Annotated in this window: 15 protein-coding genes and 1 pseudogene; 9 read left to right on the forward strand and 7 right to left on the reverse strand. The window is 39.3% G+C overall.

Going from position 1 to position 19,405, the window contains the following annotated elements; translation table 11 throughout:
• Nucleotides 1–110 precede the first annotated feature (110 nt).
• Entirely contained in the window at nt 111–896 is a 786-nt protein-coding gene (locus F607_RS0101940) for a PleD family two-component system response regulator (protein ID WP_027706692.1), read from the forward strand.
• A gap of 1 nt (nt 897) precedes the next feature.
• On the opposite strand, the gene F607_RS0101945 is transcribed toward F607_RS0101940, so the two are convergent.
• Nucleotides 898–1,725, reverse strand: coding sequence for a 5'-nucleotidase, lipoprotein e(P4) family (locus tag F607_RS0101945; protein ID WP_051310713.1), 828 nt, complete (start codon nt 1,723–1,725; stop codon nt 898–900).
• 270 nt (nt 1,726–1,995) lie between these two features.
• Between F607_RS0101945 and F607_RS0101950 the strand changes: the two genes are divergently transcribed.
• A complete protein-coding gene (locus tag F607_RS0101950; protein WP_027706694.1) occupies nt 1,996–2,595 on the forward strand; it encodes a CDP-alcohol phosphatidyltransferase family protein in 600 nt (199 codons plus the stop codon).
• A 108-nt stretch (nt 2,596–2,703) separates the two neighbouring features.
• Complete coding sequence (locus tag F607_RS0101955; RefSeq protein ID WP_027706695.1) at nt 2,704–3,093, forward strand: hypothetical protein; 390 nt, start codon at nt 2,704–2,706, stop codon at nt 3,091–3,093.
• 325 nt (nt 3,094–3,418) lie between these two features.
• Here F607_RS0101955 and F607_RS0101960 read toward each other — a convergent pair whose 3' ends face one another.
• Nucleotides 3,419–4,783, reverse strand: a complete 1,365-nt coding sequence (locus F607_RS0101960; RefSeq protein ID WP_027706696.1) for an L-serine ammonia-lyase — start codon at nt 4,781–4,783, stop codon at nt 3,419–3,421.
• 32 nt (nt 4,784–4,815) lie between these two features.
• Nucleotides 4,816–6,096 carry a serine/threonine transporter gene (locus tag F607_RS0101965; RefSeq protein ID WP_027706697.1) on the reverse strand — a complete coding sequence of 427 codons (1,281 nt, stop codon included), beginning with the start codon at nt 6,094–6,096 and terminating at the stop codon, nt 4,816–4,818.
• Between the two features lie 564 nt (nt 6,097–6,660).
• On the opposite strand from F607_RS0101965, the gene nfi reads away from it, so the two are divergent.
• Entirely contained in the window at nt 6,661–7,344 is a 684-nt protein-coding gene (gene nfi, locus F607_RS0101970; RefSeq protein ID WP_027706698.1) for a deoxyribonuclease V, read from the forward strand.
• Between the two features lie 132 nt (nt 7,345–7,476).
• Nucleotides 7,477–8,349, forward strand: a complete 873-nt coding sequence (locus F607_RS27745; protein ID WP_211233583.1) for a type 2 periplasmic-binding domain-containing protein — start codon at nt 7,477–7,479, stop codon at nt 8,347–8,349.
• An 89-nt stretch (nt 8,350–8,438) separates the two neighbouring features.
• On the opposite strand, the gene F607_RS27750 is transcribed toward F607_RS27745, so the two are convergent.
• Entirely contained in the window at nt 8,439–9,875 is a 1,437-nt protein-coding gene (locus F607_RS27750; protein ID WP_038289626.1) for an MATE family efflux transporter, read from the reverse strand.
• Nucleotides 9,876–10,214: 339 nt separating this feature from the next.
• On the opposite strand from F607_RS27750, the gene F607_RS35090 reads away from it, so the two are divergent.
• Nucleotides 10,215–11,489, forward strand: a complete 1,275-nt coding sequence (locus F607_RS35090) for a hypothetical protein (RefSeq protein WP_211233584.1) — start codon at nt 10,215–10,217, stop codon at nt 11,487–11,489.
• Between the two features lie 122 nt (nt 11,490–11,611).
• Nucleotides 11,612–12,370, forward strand: coding sequence for a phosphonate metabolism protein PhnP (gene phnP / locus F607_RS0101990; RefSeq protein ID WP_027706699.1), 759 nt, complete (start codon nt 11,612–11,614; stop codon nt 12,368–12,370).
• A gap of 119 nt (nt 12,371–12,489) precedes the next feature.
• On the opposite strand, the gene F607_RS27760 is transcribed toward phnP, so the two are convergent.
• Entirely contained in the window at nt 12,490–14,814 is a 2,325-nt protein-coding gene (locus tag F607_RS27760; RefSeq protein ID WP_157365357.1) for a mechanosensitive ion channel family protein, read from the reverse strand.
• A 228-nt stretch (nt 14,815–15,042) separates the two neighbouring features.
• Here F607_RS27760 and F607_RS27765 point away from each other — a divergent pair, with 228 nt between their 5' ends.
• Nucleotides 15,043–16,137: an ABC transporter substrate-binding protein gene (locus tag F607_RS27765; RefSeq protein WP_051310718.1), complete on the forward strand. Its 1,095-nt coding sequence runs from the start codon at nt 15,043–15,045 to the stop codon at nt 16,135–16,137.
• Nucleotides 16,138–16,371: 234 nt separating this feature from the next.
• Nucleotides 16,372–17,889, forward strand: a complete 1,518-nt coding sequence (locus F607_RS32460; protein ID WP_051310720.1) for a trypsin-like serine peptidase — start codon at nt 16,372–16,374, stop codon at nt 17,887–17,889.
• Nucleotides 17,890–17,986: 97 nt separating this feature from the next.
• Here F607_RS32460 and F607_RS0102010 read toward each other — a convergent pair whose 3' ends face one another.
• Together F607_RS0102010 and F607_RS0102015 are read right to left on the reverse strand one after the other, a co-directional pair.
• Entirely contained in the window at nt 17,987–19,111 is a 1,125-nt protein-coding gene (locus F607_RS0102010; protein ID WP_027706700.1) for an RNA ligase RtcB family protein, read from the reverse strand.
• A 51-nt stretch (nt 19,112–19,162) separates the two neighbouring features.
• Nucleotides 19,163–19,405, reverse strand: a pseudogene (locus F607_RS0102015) (IS1595 family transposase); the annotation flags it as partial.

Consider the following 19,405-nt stretch of genomic DNA (forward strand, 5'->3'; position numbering starts at 1 on the left):
ATAATTAATACGTGTATCGTTTGCTATTGATTATACTCATAATGAAGGGTTTTCAGCGGTATAAACATGATGCATGAAGGGTATAAAGAGACCTTTGATAAGGCAGTACAATGAACAAAAACATTGATAGTATAAAGGGTTCACTTTTCAATCAACAGGTTAACTCACCGCTTCCTCCAATTGACCCAATGAAGTCTGACCAGCGAGCACTTATTATTGGAGATAGCTTATGCGCTTCAAAGTTACTGGAAATTCTCAGTAACTACTTACCTATTGATGTTTTAGTTGCAAGCGACTCAGCTTCAGCTGTCAAAATGTTAGCATCTTATCAGCCTACTCTCATTTTCATTTGCTCTGATATCAAAGGACTTACCTGTTTAAGCATGCTCAAGATGCTAAAAGATAATCTCAGTAACAAAGATACACCTATTATCATTATCAACGAACGTGGAGAAAATTACTTAAGCGAACTTGCCCCTATTTTAGGCGCAAGCGCCTGTGTAAATATTCCTTTTAGATCAAAGGAAATCACTGATTTAGTGAACCAGTACCTCCCAGAATCAGCTCTGAATGAAACATATAATGTTAGATTACTGATCCAATGTGCTGAAAAAAGACAAAAAATTGCTCGCTCATTAACTCAATATGGATACCAACCACATTTTTACGACATGAATAATATAAGTATCTCAAAACTAGAATCAGTGGATGGGGTATGGATAATAGATTATGAAGACGAAGATGTTTTTGAGTTTGTAGAAGCACTACTTGAGTATGAAAACACTGCTGTGCTCTTTGGAATCGATGAGCCGCCAATGGGTATCGAAAACAAGCATCTTTTTACACTTTGGCAACAAAGACTCATTAATAAAGTACTTTCTGCTGGTAACAACTGATTTATTGACTATAAAGCTGTTGTCGTACTTTTAACTTTTGTGCACTAGAGGTACCCCACTGATAGTCATATAGTGCCCCCTCCCAGTCACCATAAATGGGGTTAGGCAATATAATAAAACGCTTACCAAACTCGCTACTCATCATATCCACTGCATTATTTCGTTGAACAACCGGTTTATCTGAAAATATCAGTGAAAAATCATTTAAATTATCACCAATTAATAAAATAACCTCATGAGTTTGCTCAACCCGATCTCTTCTTGGCTGCTTATTACCCGACTTACTCTTAAGCAATAAATGACGTTGATCAGCAAAAGGAAAGTCCATTTTTACAAGATTATTGATTGTCGCTGTTAACCCTTCATTCATAGACCGGTTGCTTATATAAAAAACTTCAACACCACGAAACCTTGCATACTTCAAAAATTCTAAAGCCCCAGGAATAGCTTGAGCTGTCGACATTTGCATCCATACTTTCCAACCACTTGGAAATACCTCACCTTTATCGATAAGCTGACTAAAATAGGGAACATTTGACAATACTGTTTCATCAATATCCACAATAACAGCCAGTGGTTTTTCTAAAGTACGGTGGTAAGATAACCGCCTATCAACCTGAAGTTTTGCCATATTAAACGCTTGATGACATAAAGCACGGTACTCTCCCGCCCTATCCATCCATAACGTACTTAATACAGACTGTTGGGCCAGACGTGGCTTGTCAGTAGTCGTACTAACTGATGTTGCACAGCCAGTAATAGCTAAACCAGTCAAACTTACGAGCATCATCCAAAATAAACAAGAGCGCATACTGTAAACACATGCCATAATCTGACTCCCTTCAACCACCCAGCATCTTGCAACATAAGATTAGCCAAAAACATTGGTCTTGTCCTAACAGTTAGGTTACTCAATAATGGCATTAATATTTATTACTTATTGTATTGTAAAACTATACTTTTGCTTTTAGCATTCTTTATATATGACTAATCCTATATTAGTAGTACTTTAATGTATGACTAATTATGAGCAATTTAAGTAAAACAATTTTTTGCTTAAATTTTTTGTCGAGCAGACTTAATCAAGAAAAATAACATTATGCCAACGATTTACGATTTAAAACCAAAGTTTCAGCAATTGTTACAGCCTATCGTAGACAAACTAGCTGTAGCTGGTTATACACCCAATCAGATAACCCTCTCTGCACTAATTATATCAATTATTTACGGCGGGTTGCTTGCTTATGCACCATCAAACATAGAATTACTTTTATTACTACCTATCGTATTGCTTATAAGAATGGCACTAAATGCTATTGATGGTTTATTAGCTAGACAACAGAAAATGGAAACAAAGCTTGGACTGTTAATAAATGAATTAAGTGATATTATCTCAGATACAGTTTTATATCTTCCCTTTGCACTTATTGTAAACGCATATGCACCTTTAGTTATTATCATTGTAATACTTTCTATAGTTGCAGAAACAACGGGTATTCTGGCAATAGTCACCAGTCATCATCGCGCTTACAATGGGCCAATGGGCAAAAGTGACCGGGCTTTTACATTTGGGTTGTTAGCCATTTTACTGGCCTTTAATACACCCACCTATTTAATCAATAGCCTATTAGCAATTACGATGGTTCTACTATTGTTAACAATAATAAACCGATGTAAAGCTGCACTATCATCAGATTGAACATGATTAAGCCCCTTTTATTTAGAGCCTACTAATACACAACACTGAAACTATTGACATAATATGTCTTGTCTCGTATGGTATCTACTGTAACTTCAGGAGGTTCCTATGACAGCCCCAACACACGAAAACTTTATACAGGCATATCACAAAGGTAATGTTCGTATTCAGTTTGATATGGAGCAAGCATTAGAAATTCTCTTACAACATCAAACTGATCCTAATGTTCACAAAACATTCTTGAAGCTGAAAAAAGCAAAAAAGAACACTAAATGGCTGCTTGCCGGTGGACTCATTGTTTTATTAACACCGTTTAAAGCACTCTGTTTAATCGTCCTACTGTTTTTGGCACTCATGTATCTTGGAGAGCGCTATGCAAGGACTTATATCACCCAACAAATGTTATCTAGTGAAAATTTTTATAATGAAATGGTAAACGAAAAAGTGGTAAATATTATTGTCAATCAATCTGGTAGCTCAATACCAGAACTGAAATGATACTATAACTCACACTTGTACGAAGCGGCAGCTCACTAATTAATTCCATGTTGTGATATTCACTTTTTACTAGCAAACAGCCAAGGATGGCAAGCTATCTGTCATACAAATACAGCTATAATCCAATATGAAAGGATCAACTTTATTCAAGGCTTACACCTCGGAGTTCTAAAAGACACTTTGTTATACCCTTCACGAATCATTTTTATAAATCAAGCTCAAAAAAAACGAGCACTTTATTTATAACTGCAATCAATTGATTGCTTTATAAATATAGTACCCGCTAACAACTCCATTTATTAATAGTAATGGAATATAAAAAAACCTAGCAACGTGCAATAATTTTAACTGCAAGTCCACCTTGAGATGTTTCTCGATATTTACTATGCATATCCTTTCCGGTTTCATACATAGTTTCTATTACTTTATCGAGAGATACTGTCGGAGAAGATGAGCGACGTAATGCCATTCGACTAGCATTAATAGCTTTCACTGCAGCTAAAGCATTACGCTCAATACAAGGTACTTGTACTTGCCCTGCCACAGGGTCACAAGTTAGCCCCAGGTTATGTTCCATCCCTATCTCTGCAGCGACAGCCACTTGTTGTGGAGACCCCCCCATAATTTCGGTCAATCCAGCAGCAGCCATTGAACATGCAACGCCAACCTCACCTTGGCAACCTACTTCAGCGCCAGATATTGATGCATTCATTTTATATAACAGACCAATACCACCTGCCACCATAAAATAAGCATTCAATTCCAAATCACCTACGGGATGCACAAACTTATCGTAGTAAGCTAAAACTGCTGGTAGTATTCCTGCAGCGCCATTTGTTGGAGCTGTCACAATCCTGCCACCCGCTGCATTTTCTTCACTCACAGCAAGGGCAAACATATTAACCCAATCCAAAATCGTCATTGGATCAACAGAAAGTGCATTATTTGCAGAAAGATAACGGTGTAATGCTGCAGCACGGCGAGGAACCTTGATTGGCCCAGGTAAATACCCTTCAGTTTCTATTCCCCTAGCAATTGCTTGCTGCATTACATTCCAAATTACCTTCAATTTAGCAACAATTGCTGACTTTTCATAAAACATGAGTTCATTTAAGTAAATAACACGACTTAAACTTAACCCATGGTTATCACATTGATGTAATAACTCTTCTGCAGAACTGAATTTATATGGCAACTCTTGTTCTGTGGGAGATGCATCCCTACTAAACTCTTCATCCGTGACAACATACCCACCACCGATAGAATAGTATATTTCTTTTAAATCCTGACCCTGAGCTGTTTTGGCAATAAAACACATTCCATTTTCATGCTTTGGTAAAGCTTCAGGAATAAAAGTAATACTACGAGAAAACCAAGGGACCGAAGGGCCCCCTGGTAAATCTAGCTTTTGCTTATCGGCAACATTTGCCAGTAATTCAGTGATTATCTCGGTAGGAACAGTGTCAGGCTTATGGCCAAGCAAGCCAAGGACTACTGCTTGGTCTGTGCCATGCCCCTTGCCAGTTAAGGCCAATGAACCATACAGTTCAACTCGAAGAGAAGTCACTTGGGATAACTTTCCCTGCTTTGCCAGCTTGCCAATAAATTGATAGGCAGCAAGCATAGGACCAACTGTATGCGAGCTTGATGGTCCAATCCCTACTTTGAATAAATCAAGAACACTAAACATGATGCCTACTCCACAAGGCCAATAAGGACCTGCTATGCCACCAATTGATATAAAATTGCAGAAATTGCGATGCACCCCATTATCAATACGAATGTATTCGTCCACACCCCACGATATTTTTGCATGGCAGGTACTTTACGTACCGCAATCATAGGCATGATGAATAATATCGCCGCTATAATTGGTCCACCTAAAGACTCAATCATGCCCAAAATACTTGGATTAATAATAGCTACGATCCAAAGGGTGACAATAATAAACACTATGGTTATAAGATTTACTGTTTTTTCAGGAATAGTAATTCCGGCACTTTTAGCTTGCTGAGAAATAATTCCATTTAATCCTTCTCTAGCGCCTAAATAGTGTCCAAAGAATGAACTAACAATTGCAAGAAATGCTATAACAGGCCCAATATAGGAAATAATCAAACTATCTTGCTTATTGGCTAAGTAAGATAAAATTGAAATATTTTGAGCTTTTGCTTCTGCCAGCTCTGCAGGGCTTAAACTCAACACACAGGAGAACACAAACAGCATGACAAAGCCCAATAGTAAGCCTGCATTCGCAAACAAAATTCGCTCAGACTTTTGTACCGCTTGTTTACCATATTCACGATGTTGAGCTAGTGCGAAACTGGAAATTGCTGGTGAGTGGTTAAAGGCAAACACAAGCACAGGGATCGTTAGCCATAACGTAGTACTGAATGAACTCAAGCTTGGCATATCTGATAATGAGCTCAAATTCCACTCTGGAATCAGCCAAAAAGATAATACCGCTAAAATAGCGATCAATGGATATACTAAAAGCTGAGTCACTTTCAGCATAAACTTCTCACCTAACAACATAACAGACATCATGCCCATTATTAACACTAGCGACAGAATCCAGCGTGCAGGTGAAGCAACTTCAAGCTGATTAACTAAAAAACTGTCGACGGTATTTGTAATACCAACACCGTATATTAAAAGAATGGGGTAAATAGCAAAGAAATAAAGAATGGTTATGAGTTTTCCAGCCCCTTCACCAAAGTGTTCTGCCACTACCTGTGTAATATCACTTCCAGGCTTTCCTGATGACAGTACAAACCGGCAAAGACCTCTATGGGCTAAGTAGGTCATAGGACCAACTAAGATTGTCATTATAACTAATGGCCAAAACCCTGCCATTCCTGCGTTGATGGGTAGAAAAAGGACTCCAGCCCCAACAGCTGTTCCAAAAAGGCTTAAAACCCAACTCACATCATTTTTTGTCCATGTCGACTTCTTTACGTTATTCTCTACAGCACTGCTCTGTACTACTTCTTCGTTATTCATAAAAGCCACCTAAGTATTATGTAGGCAAAAATAATTTATTTTATTTGTCTATATATTGAGCAAACTTGAGTTAGGTCTATAGTTTTTATAGATGTCTCAATTTTAAAAAAACATGTCTTCCACAAAAAAGACACCGTAGGTATTATTACCTAAAAAGGTGCGATATAAACTTAATAAAAAGCGGTATATTTTTAAGTAGTTTCCACATCAATTTATTCTACATGCAACATCAATATTTTTTTTAAAAGTCAATTAAAATAAAAATATTTTTTCAACATAGCATCAACGATTAAAAAACGATCAATTTATTAGACAGGTCACATTTTCTTCGCAAAATAATTTGTCATTAATCGCTATGAGCAGTTTTGATTAACTACGGAGAGTACTTATAGCAGTAATTATTTTGGCTTAGTTACGAACGTTTATTAATTATCAATCTATTAAAATTCCTTCACTGTGGGTATATTTTACGTATGGACTACTAGGGCCTGTTGACAGTGAAATCTATAGGCAAAAAGCTTCACTAAACAAATAAAACGACAGAATAGGCATAATAACCTTTGTATGAAAGCTCATAGAACCCACTCTTGGAACTTAACAATAGATCAAGCACAACAATTACAAGCTGAGTGGTCAACTTTCGTAAAACTTAGACCACTGAATAGCTCCATAAGCACAGTTGCTGGAGTTGATGTCGCTTATGATACACAGCATCAATTAATAGTCGCTGGTGTTGTATTACTGAGTGCAGACTCATTAGAACTCATAGAGTCCCATGTTACTTACCATCAATCGGCCTTTCCTTATTTTCCAGGGTTACTTTCCTTTCGGGAAATCCCCGCTATCCTTCCTACATTAGAACAGCTGAGCCAGGCTCCTGACCTGATAATCTGTGATGGTCAAGGCATTGCCCATCCTCGATTCTTTGGATTAGCCAGCCATTTAGGCGTACTTATGGAGATACCCACTATAGGCTGTGCAAAAACTCATTACTGGGGAGAATATGAACCTCCTCGACTTACTCGAGGGAGCACTTCGCCAATCCTTGCGGATAATCAAATAATTGGTCACGTAGTGTGTACACAAAACGACACCAAACCTGTATTTGTCTCTCCAGGTCACCTAACCCAACATCAGGATGCTATTGACTGGGTGCTAAAATGTAGTAATCACTACAGACAGCCTCAAACTACACGCCTTGCAGATCAACTTGTTAGGAAGCACTTAAAACAGTTACAGAACAGTTAGCAAGTCATAAAGACGCTAATACCCCTTCATTATGGGTATTCTTGAAGTCTATGAAAAAACTCACTACCAGCTGGTACGCTATACTAACCCTACATACAATGGCTTTAATTATTTTCCTTTTGATATCAAAACATGCCAAGGTTACTTAAAATCAGCTTTAGTTTGGTACTGGGTCTTCTTTGTTGCGCCAGTCATGCGTCTGAAAAAATTGATGTTATCTACCCAAGACCTGTAACAAGCGACGATCAACGAACGGCTTACCCATCCAAGTTACTGTCACTTGGCCTTGAGAAGTCTGGTGCTCCTTATCACCTCACCACAAGTGATAGTGTTATGTTACAAGGAAGGGCGTTAAAAATGCTTGCTGCAGGTGAGCAGGTTAACGTTGTCTGGTCGATGACCTCTAAGGAAAGAGAACAAGAACTACAGCCCATTCGCATTCCAATTTATAAAGGTCTTATTGGATGGCGCTTACCTTTAGTTAATGATGATCGAGTCATTTTTTTTCAAACTGTTGAGACACTTCCTCAACTCAAACTACTAACGGCAGGACAAGGTCACGACTGGCCAGATACAGCCATTCTCAAACAAAATGGCTTTAAAGTACTCGGTGTCGCATCTTATGAAGGATTGTTCCGTATGCTTGCCCTTCATCGTTTCGATTATTTTCCTCGTTCTATTGTAGAAATCTGGGCTGAAGCAGAAACACATGCCAAGCGCGGTATTGTGGTTGAGCCTTCAATCATAATCAAATACCCCACAGCCTTTTATTACTTTGTAAACAAAAAAGATCGAGACTTAGCCTACCTCCTCACTAAGGGGTTAAATATTGCCATTGAAGATGGTAGCTTCGATAAACTTTTCCTTGAATATCATCAAGCACTGCTTGACAAGGCCAAACTAAAAAAACGAAAAGTATTTGAAATAGGTAACCCTATACTCCCTAAAGAGACACCCTTAGATGATAAGCGGCTTTGGTTAGATATTAATGAGTACTCAAAATAAAGAATATCTATAAAATATTTATATTCATTGATACCGAAAAATATTTAACCAATACCTATCGTATCAAGCACGTTGCGGATACAGATTTCTTAGCTATCAGGCTTTTCAGTTAACTGATTAATTTGGGCACAGCTTGACGATAAAGGATTTAGTTCTGAGCTTAGGTCAGTATCTAACTCTGGTGTTTGAGGTGTTCGGCTACAAGCTACTTGTTTTTGATCCACTAGCCGATAAGCCAGGTAAATACCAATGAGTGAAAAGAACATCCCCCCAATTGCCTGGCCAAGTAATACCCCTTCTGCACCATAGAGTTCAGCCCCTAACCAAATAAATGGTACAGTGCCAAGAGTAGCTTTGCCCCAGCTCATCATCGTAGAAAAAGTCGGCTTACCAAGATTATTAAACGAGGCATTTGCCACAAATAAAATACCATTAAAAATAAAGGTAATCGCCACAAAATGACTAAAAAAACGTACTAACTCACCAGCCTCATCTTTTAAGGTAAAAGCAGCTATCACTTGATTATTAACCAGAAAAAACAGCAGGCTGACTACACTAATATAACTAATACAAAACAGGATAGCCTTATCAAGGCTTTCCCTGACACGGTCAAGCTGACCTGCCCCATAGTTCTGACCAACAATTGGTGCCACAGCTCCTGAAAGTGCAAAAATCACCCCAAATAAAACTGGTATCAGTCGGCCGATAACTGCATAGCCCGCCACAACATCGTCACTAAATTCTGCCATTGCCTTAGTAACAAAGGCATTACTGGTAGGCGTCGCAATATTGGTGAGAATAGCAAGTATAGCAATCCCATTAATGCTACGTAAATCTTGCATATAACGTTTAGGGTGAAAGGACGTATACAACTTGTGGTGTCTCACAATGGCCCAGCAAGCGATAACCAACATAGTAATACGTGCAAAAACAGAGGCAATGGCCGCCCCCTCTACACCAAGGCCTAGACTAAAGATAAAAATGGGGTCTAGTACCGCATTAACCAATCCACCTATAATGGTAGAGTACATAGCACGTTTACCATCACCAACAGCACGTAGACCTGCCCCAAGGCACATGGCAAGCGTCAAAAATGGTAACGAGGGAATGAGAATATTCAAATAACTGACCGCAAGCGCAAGGGTTTTACCCTGAGCACCAAGAAGCGACAACAAATCAGGAATATACAACCAAACAATACCTGCTACCAAACTCGAAAAAATCAAAGCCGTTGCACATACATGCACCATCAGGCGCTCAGCTTTAGCATGCTCGTTTGCCCCTACAGCTTTTGATATTAAGGCAACAGATGATATGGAAAGACCAATACCAAAAGACGTAGTGAAAAATGCAACCGTACCCGCATACCCCACCGCTGCAGCCAGCTCAATAGTGCCCAACATACTTAAAAAGAACATGTCCAGCAGGTCCACTAAAAACAACGCAGTAATACCAGCAGCACTAGTAAAACTCATTGCCAAGATATGAGACATAAGAGGACCGGTTACGAATCTGGGTCTGTTCATGTTTGTTGGCTCTGTAACAAAAGTTACTTAATGTCTAGAATACCTGACGTTTGATGCACAAATGCCAGCTAAAAGAAAAAACTTGCTTACACTGTCTGATGAGCACCTATAATAACTGTTTATGGTCTCTGCTCAAATTAACGGGTTCTTGCACAAGATGGCTTACTAGGGTCAGATACCAACCCACTAGCCCCAGTCAAACTGAAACTAGCCTGCAAATTTACCAGTGGCCAGAGACAGCAACCCTAAAAAGACCTTCATGAAGGGTATAAGTCAATGGTTTTACACTAAAGCTATTTTTTAAATAAAAAATGCTAATAATTCAAGGAGGAATAAAGCATGAAATATAAGCTATTAAATATACCTTTACTCTTATGCAGTGTTTCTTTCTCATTAGCTACTAACGCTGTCACTCCGCAATCAAGCTTAATAACACCTGTAACAGTAAATGCAGAAATATATTCTTCACTGCCCTCAACAAATAAGCGAAAAACTTATTTCAATTTAATTATACCTGACAATGCAACCACCTTAACATTTGATATGCCAGTAACAAATCGTGAACATAACTTGCAAATCAATATCATTAGCAATGCTAATAATGATGGTCTTTTCTGCCAAACTATAGAAAATAATATTAATGGCTATAATTCGTGCAGCATTTATATTGAGAAGAAAGGCCTCTATAGCATCGAAATTACATCTAGTAATACTGAAAGCATAATTAAGCTAAAATCCACCACCCAGCCTTTAATTAAAAAAGCCGGTTATTGTTATGATGAAAGACAAAATCCAAATGCTGATCTTTCGGATTTAATTAGTCGCTTTCGTGGTACAAATTGGCTCTCAATCTTAAAGTCAACCTACGATCGAAGATGGCCAAGTGGAGCCATGTTAGTTAAGGCACAAGCAAACGATCCCTATTTCTCACAATTTATTGATAAAACAAATTTTAGAAAAATGGCAGAGTCTCTCATGGTTGCTATTCATGAGGAGACACACATGTATGACCTGGATTCAAAAAGAACCGACTGGGAGCAAAACCTCACCGCATTTGTCAATCAACACTGGCAGCCTAAAGTACCAATACATGGTGGCTTTCCTCGTAAAGAAATTCTGCCATTAATTGAAGGTAATGCAACTAAGTCGTGGGACGATATTTATTTACGCGATCGGGTACAAGGTAATTACTTAATGCAAGGAGTGTTAAGTGAACTCAATGCTGGATTAATGGGTTTAGCAGGAGTTGGAATTGTGGGCGAGTTTGTAGGTGGCTATGGTGCAAGTAACGCCCGTGATAGTGCTGCAGCTTATATGTATCACTTGCAGCTTTATTTAAGACATGCCAAGGCCAACCATCCAAATTATTACAGTAAAATTAACAACGAAAAGCTATTTAAAGATTTTGTACTTATTCAATGGCTAAGACTGCACTACTATCTTGAGGTTACAAAAAATTTCAGTAAGCTAGATACTAACTCTGCTGCAATTACTCAGCTTTTATACCTCCCTCATAATATTGAAGCAATAGAAAACATTACAGGTCACTCATTATTACTCGCAGGTAACAAAAACTGCTTACCTGAAAATGATCCTTTTGAACCACCTTTTTAACAGAAAACATAGATTTCCCAACAAAGTTAAGTCAGTTAAAGGCTTTCCAACCAGCTATAATGAATGCAAGCTATTAAACAATAGCATCATTCATTATCACAATTGGGGAGCCTAATAAGTTGATGAAATTAACTTTTTTAGGAACAGCAGATGCAGGAAGAGTCCCTCTCTTTGGCTGCAACTGTGCCGCCTGCTCACTGGCAATAGCCCATGACGGCTATCGTCGAGCACCGTGCTGTGCACAATTGGATGTAGCTGGGCATAGCTTATTACTTGACGCAGGTTTACCTAACTTAGATATGCATTGTCGCACTCACCCACCTACAGCTATTTTCCTCACTCATTACCATATGGATCATGTTGCAGGCTTATTCTCAATTCGCTGGGGAAAAGGCAAAAAAATTCCTGTATACGGCCCAAATGATCCTCAAGGCTGTGATGACCTTTTCAAAAATCCTGGCATCATTGATATTCACACCATTACTGAACCCTTTACGCCACAAACGCTATGTGGAATTACTATTACAACGATTCCTCTCCAACACTCAAAGCCAACTCAAGGATACTGTTTTACCCACCCACAAGGTAAACTCGCCTATTTAACCGATACTGTCGGCTTGCCAGATGACTCCCAAAGATATTTAAAACATTTTGCGGCAGACTACCTTATTTTAGATTGCACACACAGCCCAGAACACGCTCACCCCAAAAGCCATAATAATCTAACTATGGCTCTTGAGATTATTGAGCAACTCAAACCCAAGCAAAGCTGGCTGACACATATTAGTCATCAAATGGATAATTATTTACTTACTCATAAACCAAGGTTGCCAGCCAACGTATCCATCGCAAGAGATAATATGATGATTGCACTTAGTTAAAGGTTTTAACTTGATCATATGTTCAGTTATCTAAAACTCAAAAAATGTAACGTATACCTTTCGCGAATCAATTTTAGGGTTTGTTGCCTTCGCTGTGGGTAAATAAACAAGCCGTTTAATTAAACATCACCTTCATCTTGATCAAAACTATCTGCTTTATTGTCATCAATTCTATTTTGTTTTTTGATTTCATCAGCCGCCAAAACAGCCACTATCGCTGCAGCCGATTTAGCAATATGAGATGGTAGCGGAATATTGCCTGTAGCCTCGGCCCCCTCTCCTCCTTCCTCTGGTAGTCGCACACGTACTTCACGATGGGCAAACTTAATACCATTACTTTCCAGAGCTTCCTTCACTCTCCGATAAGCTTCACGTCGAATCACCCACTGCTCACCAGGCTTACAGGTGAACTTCATTCGAACAATTAATGCTGATTCTTCGACGCGTGTAACTCCCTGAGACTTTAGTGGTAGCAGAAAATGCTGACCATATTCCGGGTCTTCCGCCATTTGCTGTCCCACTTTTTTAATTACTTTTCGTACCTTTTCAAGGTCAGTATCATAAGGTAAACGGAGTTCTAGTTTCATTGTTACCCAATCACGACTTAAATTAACGACTGTCGCGATTTCACTATAAGGTAATGTCTGTACTGCGCCTAGGTGGTGACGTAGTCGCATAGACCGTACTGAAATATGCTCAACAGTCCCTCTTAAACCTGCGGCTTCGATATATTCTCCACGCCGAAATGCATCATCCCACAGGAAAAACACCCCTGAAATAATATCCTGCACTAATTTTTGAGCGCCAAAACCAATAGCAATACCGACTACCCCAGCTCCTGCTATTAATGGCCCAATTTGAACCCCAAGTGACTGTAAAATGGTAATGATGACTGTGACAACAATAACAGCTAATAAAAACGTTCTTAACAACGGCAAAAAGGTTTCTACTCGTGAAGCCCCTGTGCCCCCACCTTCTCCCTCCAAAGAACTGGCTTCCTCGTCAGATAATGGTTCAGGTAATTTACGCTCTATCAGTGAATGAATAACCTCCCAGGCAATATACGCAGTAAGCAGTGTAATCATGATATCTACTGCTGCATAAATTACCCGTTGACCTACTGCCGTGTTCAAAATAGCCAAAGCCCCAAATCCCCAGGATTCAGCTAATGCTACAATGGCAGTACCAATTAGCAATATACGAAAGCCCAACTGTAATACATGAACAAATCGATATGAGCGTTCAGGAAATGTCCTACTTTGCAACCATTGAAGGGTGATCACTTTGAGTAATAAGCGGTAAAATATACGGTCGATCAGCGGAAAAAATAGTGTAATCCACCACGCAATACTAACTTTATCTACAAGCTCGTAATTGCCGGCAATTAAATTCATTGCCCAAACACCCCAAAGTGCCACAATCCAGAACGAGAATAACAAAGGCCAAGCTTGAGCGACTATTTGTATAGCGGTCGAACAGTCTTTTTTCTCTGATTTTTCTAATTTCTCTGGCTTTACAAGTTTTTCTTGGAATAATTCGGCAATAAGTTTTCTCTCTCGCCAGGTAAAAGCAATAACCAGGATAGTTAATGGGATTCCTACTAAAACAATGATTGCAAAGTCATTCAATACTTGGGGTACACCATGAGCTAATGCAAGGCTAAATATTTCCCCCATAGCAAAATAAATAACACTGAATAAAATAACCCAACGATGGAATCTTGCAGCATCCAGGCAATGCAAAGGTAATGGTCGAATGCCTTTACTGTGAGGTGCAAAAATAGCTCGGGATAATACATATGCAATCCGAATGTTAATCACTGCATAAAGCACTGAAAGCATTGCAGTTTCAAGCCCTTCAAACTGCTCGACCCCAAATATAAATAAAGCACAGCCTGCAGCAAAAAAGCCAACACTCATCAGGTTAAAACAAACGCGCAATACAAAATAACCCAGCACCGTCGACCATTCATGGGACTCTTGCGTTAGAATTCGTTGATTAAACTGATTGAGTTTAATACCAAGCACTTTCTCTACTATTACCCCAAAAATGAGCATACCAGCGGTAAGCATCAATAGCAGAGTGAAGGCATCCTCTTGTTCTCCCAAAATACCTTGAGAAAGTCGATCCGATATTTCTGGCCACTGCTGTAAACTGTTTTTAATTTCTTGAAAGCGTTGTCTAAATAACCCTGCTTGATCCCGAAATGTGTTAAACATATGTTGCTTGGTGCGTGACTCAGCATCAGCTGTCATTTTATCAATGAGCAACGCTCGCACTTCTTTATCGCTTAACGGTGCTATTTCAGCTTCAACAGACGTTTTATCATTAATCTGCGAAGACGCTACCGCATTAGCTGAACTGGGTACTATGGCAATCATCAACCATCCCAATACAAAATAGCTCACTGCGAATAATATCATTCGAGACCACGGTAATGGCACGGACTTCACCTCCAAACCCAGTAAAAAATAAACAACTTTGTGACAATTAAATTATCATAATAGGTTTTTTGTATAACCTTATAAAATAATTTTATAGTGCACATTCTTACAGTAATTATTTTCGCTAACAAGTCGCAATCATTAGAAATGACTGCTATACCAATGTAAAACCATTATACATATTTACCCTCATAATGAGGGCCGCAAAAGGTCAGGAGCGAGTTAATTATGATTTCATCAATACGACACATATCCTTAATCTGCCTACTGGTTATTACCACCTGTACAGTTAATGCCAAAACCCTTGCACTTATCACTACTCGATCAGCAGGTGACTCTTTCTGGGGTCCCGTTGAGGAGTTTATGCATGCTGCTTGCAGAGATTTAGGCATGGAGCTCAAAGTATTCTACGCTGAGGGACGTCGCGAAAATATGATTTCTGCTTTTCAGAAAGCTATTAACGAAAAGGTTGATGCCGTCGTATTCCCAAACTTTCAAAAATCAGCTTACCAACTCATTAAAGCTGCAGAAGAGGCAAAAGTACCTGTCTTCTTATTTAACTCTGGTATATCCAGTGAGCACGCTAACACTGTGGGTAAACCACGGGAAAAATACAAATTCTGGCTAGGCGAAATGTTGCCCGATGACAAAGGCGCTGGAGCAAACCTCGCCAATACCCTGGTTGATATGGCTAAAAACGCTGGAAAATTGGGTAAAGATGGCAAGGTTCACGTCATTGCCATTTCTGGCCATAGCACCGATGGTGCTGCGATTGAACGAAATAAAGGCCTGAAAGCAGCGATGAAACGGAGTGATGCAGTGCTTAAACAGGTCGTACCAGCAAACTGGGATAAGGATACTGCTAACCTCAAATTCTCAAAACTGTACGAACGCTACCCAGAAGCCTCAGTCGGGTGGGCAGCCAGTGATCTTATGTCCATTGGTATTGTTGATGCCATAAAAAAACTAGGGAAAACACCAGGCCAGGATATTTTCACTGGTGGTGTTGATTTAAGTAAAGAAGGTATGGAAGCTGTTAGCCAAGGGACCATGTCAGTCACAGCAGGAGGTCACTTCATGGAAGGAGGCTGGGTTGCAGTAATGCTCTACGACTACTTTAATGGTATCGATTTTGTCGATGAGGGTCTTTCCATGCGCTCAAAAATGAGTGTCATTACAAAAGATGCTGTTCAAGAATATCTAAAACGATTTGGGAAAGGAAACTGGGAAGCTATCGACTTTAAACAATTTTCCAAAAAACATAATAGTGATTTGAAAAAATATAACTTTGGTTTAGATACCGTTATGGCTCAGCCTCAATAAGCCAAGCGTTTAACCAAAAAGATCTACTTTACTTCAAGCTGCCCTGGTTAAATGTTATTATTTTAAGCAACATCTAACCTAATTGGGCAGCTTAAACGCAACACTACTCTTCTTAGGGCCTGTTAACACATTATCGAGCGATAAATACTATCAATAGTACGACAACTGGTACTTATTCTTGAGTGCGTGTTTAGTAACATGGCACGACAGTTCATGACTAACTGGAGTGTAAACATGTTACTAAGAATAAATGGACGTTATTTAATTCTTTCCAGTCTATTCTCAACAATATTCTTATCTCCCCTTACTACAGCTGTAGCTTCAAACAATCAATATGATTGGGGGGAAGGTTTAATTAATTTTAGTGATTCAACACTAGTTAATAACCAGCAGGGGGAACATAATCACTGGCGAGCTATTGCTCGAGTATCCGTTAGCGGTGGAATGACTTGCACAGGTACATTTATTGATACAGGCAGTGACAATGGACCAGCTTATGTATTAACGAATGGGCACTGTACAGGCGTTTGGAATGAAAACGAGTTTCAAGTTAATAAAAAAGCATCTGGGTCTGTCACTTTTAACTATTTCATTGATACAAAGGAACAGCAACAAGCCTATTCGGCTAAAACAATTAAATGGGCAACCATGCGGGGACATGACTTAGCTGTTATTGAACTTAACGCTACCGTTGGAGAGTTAAAACAAGCAGGCATCACGCCAATGAAGCTGGCAACAAAAGTGTTACCAGAGAACAATGATATCCTTATTATCGGTGCACCAACCGATGGCGAGCCCTACGATCAGTCCTACATGCGTATTGCCGCCTGTATCCAAGAATCCACTCACAATGTTATCGAAGCTCACTGGAACTGGTTTTCAGCTCAACGTAATAAATGTCATGATATTAAAGGTGGTAGTTCTGGTTCTCCGGTCATCAACCGTTACACAAATGAAGTAGTCGGTGTGTTGAATACGACAACAGCAGGCAGCAGTGATTATGCTGTATGCTTTAGTGGTGCTCCCTGTGAATTAACTGAAAACGGTGTAGAAAAGCAAAAAGACAGTAACTATGCTTTTCCTGTTACGCAGCTTAGCGCCTGTTTTGTAAATGGTATTTTTGATTTAAATGCTTCCTCTTGCACTTTGGACAAGGGCAATGGCGTAACACTTGATTATCAATATGGTGATGCAAAATCTGAAGTAGATGATCAAGGCATCGCGCACTATCCAAGCTGGGAAGCTTCCGTCAAAGGCTATGATTATTACCGTTATAAAGTAACCTCATCTCATGCAGCTTGTCTGGATATATACAACTATAGTGGTGTTGTTACTACCGAGCTTCAGCCAATCATTCAAGATACACTTGGCACTCAAGAAGGGTATCGCTTTTTATGTGTCATTGGAGGAAGTACGCCAGAATACTCTGAACATTGGCAATCACCACAACATGCTACTATTGCACACAAAAAGCTTGATAGTACTCCACCAACAGTGAGGCCACCACTTCACATTGAGTCTGGTGAAGATAGTGTATTTGCTCAACTAGGTTACTTGCCTCCTGAGATCAGTCTTTTTAAAGTGAAACAAGGGCAACCAGACAAAACCGATTGCAATAATATGGAAGGTTATCGTATTCCATTTTGGACCAATTTTTTCTTTAAACGTGAAGAATTACCCCAAGTACTTTGTGTCATAGCTGCAGATCAGGCAGGTAATGAGTCAGCCCCCTGGAAATTTGATATTAAATAAACCTTTTTAATAAATACAAAGAGGAGATTAATGTATCTCCTCTCTGAACCCTTACTTTAGGATAACCCTTAAATAGTAAAGTGCCATTTTAAAGTACTTAGTCATAAGGCTTTTTATACGTTATGACTGGCTTTAATTTAGCGATTTTTGTTAATAAACCAGAACGTTCCATTACTTCGATAACGTGATTAATATCTTTATACGCTTCAGGAGCTTCTTCAAATAGTAGCTCGCGATCATCACAAATTACACGACCACCTATTTTTGTTTGCTGCAATGCGCGTACCGTGTAACGTTTTTTTAGTCGTCCATAGCACTCACTACGCTGCCATTTCCGACCAGCACCATGTGCCAGCGAGTTTAAGCTTATCCAATTTGCATGGGGTTGAACTAAATAGCTATAGTCTCCTCTTGAGCCTGGAATCACTACTGGCCCTAAGTCTGCAGGAACAGCACCTTTACGGTGTAACCAACCTGACTCCCCATTAATACTCACTGGAGCAACTAAGTTATGAGCCACATCCAACAAACAATGCATTTGGCACTTTATTGCTTTTTGAATACGTAAAGCAATTAACGTACGATTTAATTTTGCCCAAGCCAGTGCCAAATGATGCTGCGCCATATAAGCTTGCTGAACCTGCTGATTAGATAATGGCTTATGACCATACTCACGAATATGGCTCGCCAATATTTGTTGACCTAAACCACGGGAACCTGAATGAATAAGACAGTAGAGCTGGTCTTTAGCCATTGTCATTGATGCAGTGTTCTCATAAACCTCGACCACTTGCTGAAGTTCAGCAAAATGATTTCCACCACCAACTGTACCTAATGAATCGTTCACCGGTAAATCAGGTATTTCTGATTGCTGTAGTAATGAGGCATAGTCAGTTTCATCCAAGCCGGGTAACTGACTCAGTTGCTTTTCTAACTTAGTTAGCTTCAATCGATGCACTATCGCATCAGTACTAAAAAGAGCAACACCACAACCAATATCATTACCCACTAATGCTGGATACAATGTGTTTTCATTACTCCAGCAAACCACTCCAATTGGATAACCTCGCCCAGGGTGTAAATCAGGCATACCTACAACCTGACGCATACCCTCTAATTTTGCAGTAGTTTGTAATTGTTGAAGTGCTCGCCCTTCTATCCAGCATTCTGTGGTTGCTATTAATGCTGTTTTTTCATCAAGAATGCGCAATGAATTGCCCATAAACAACCTTGTTAACCAATAAAATAAGGCTCTATATGGATTCCTAGGGGGTTATATCAATAGCTCTACTAGATCATTAAGTAAGCTTTTTCCTCGGCACTTTATATTGTACACAAACTCAAATAATGCTAAATAAAAAGGTAGTTTTTCTTGAGAAATACCTCGATGAGGTCTTAACCATGAGCGTAGTAATGACCAACAACCTTCAATGGTGTTAACATGTACTTCGTGAAAACCATCCCCATCTTCATCACGAGCATACTCCCCTTTCCCATGACAAACGGTTTTATGTTG

This window comes from Zooshikella ganghwensis DSM 15267, from assembly GCF_000428585.1.
In the GTDB taxonomy this organism is placed as follows: Bacteria; Pseudomonadota; Gammaproteobacteria; order Pseudomonadales; family Zooshikellaceae; genus Zooshikella; species Zooshikella ganghwensis.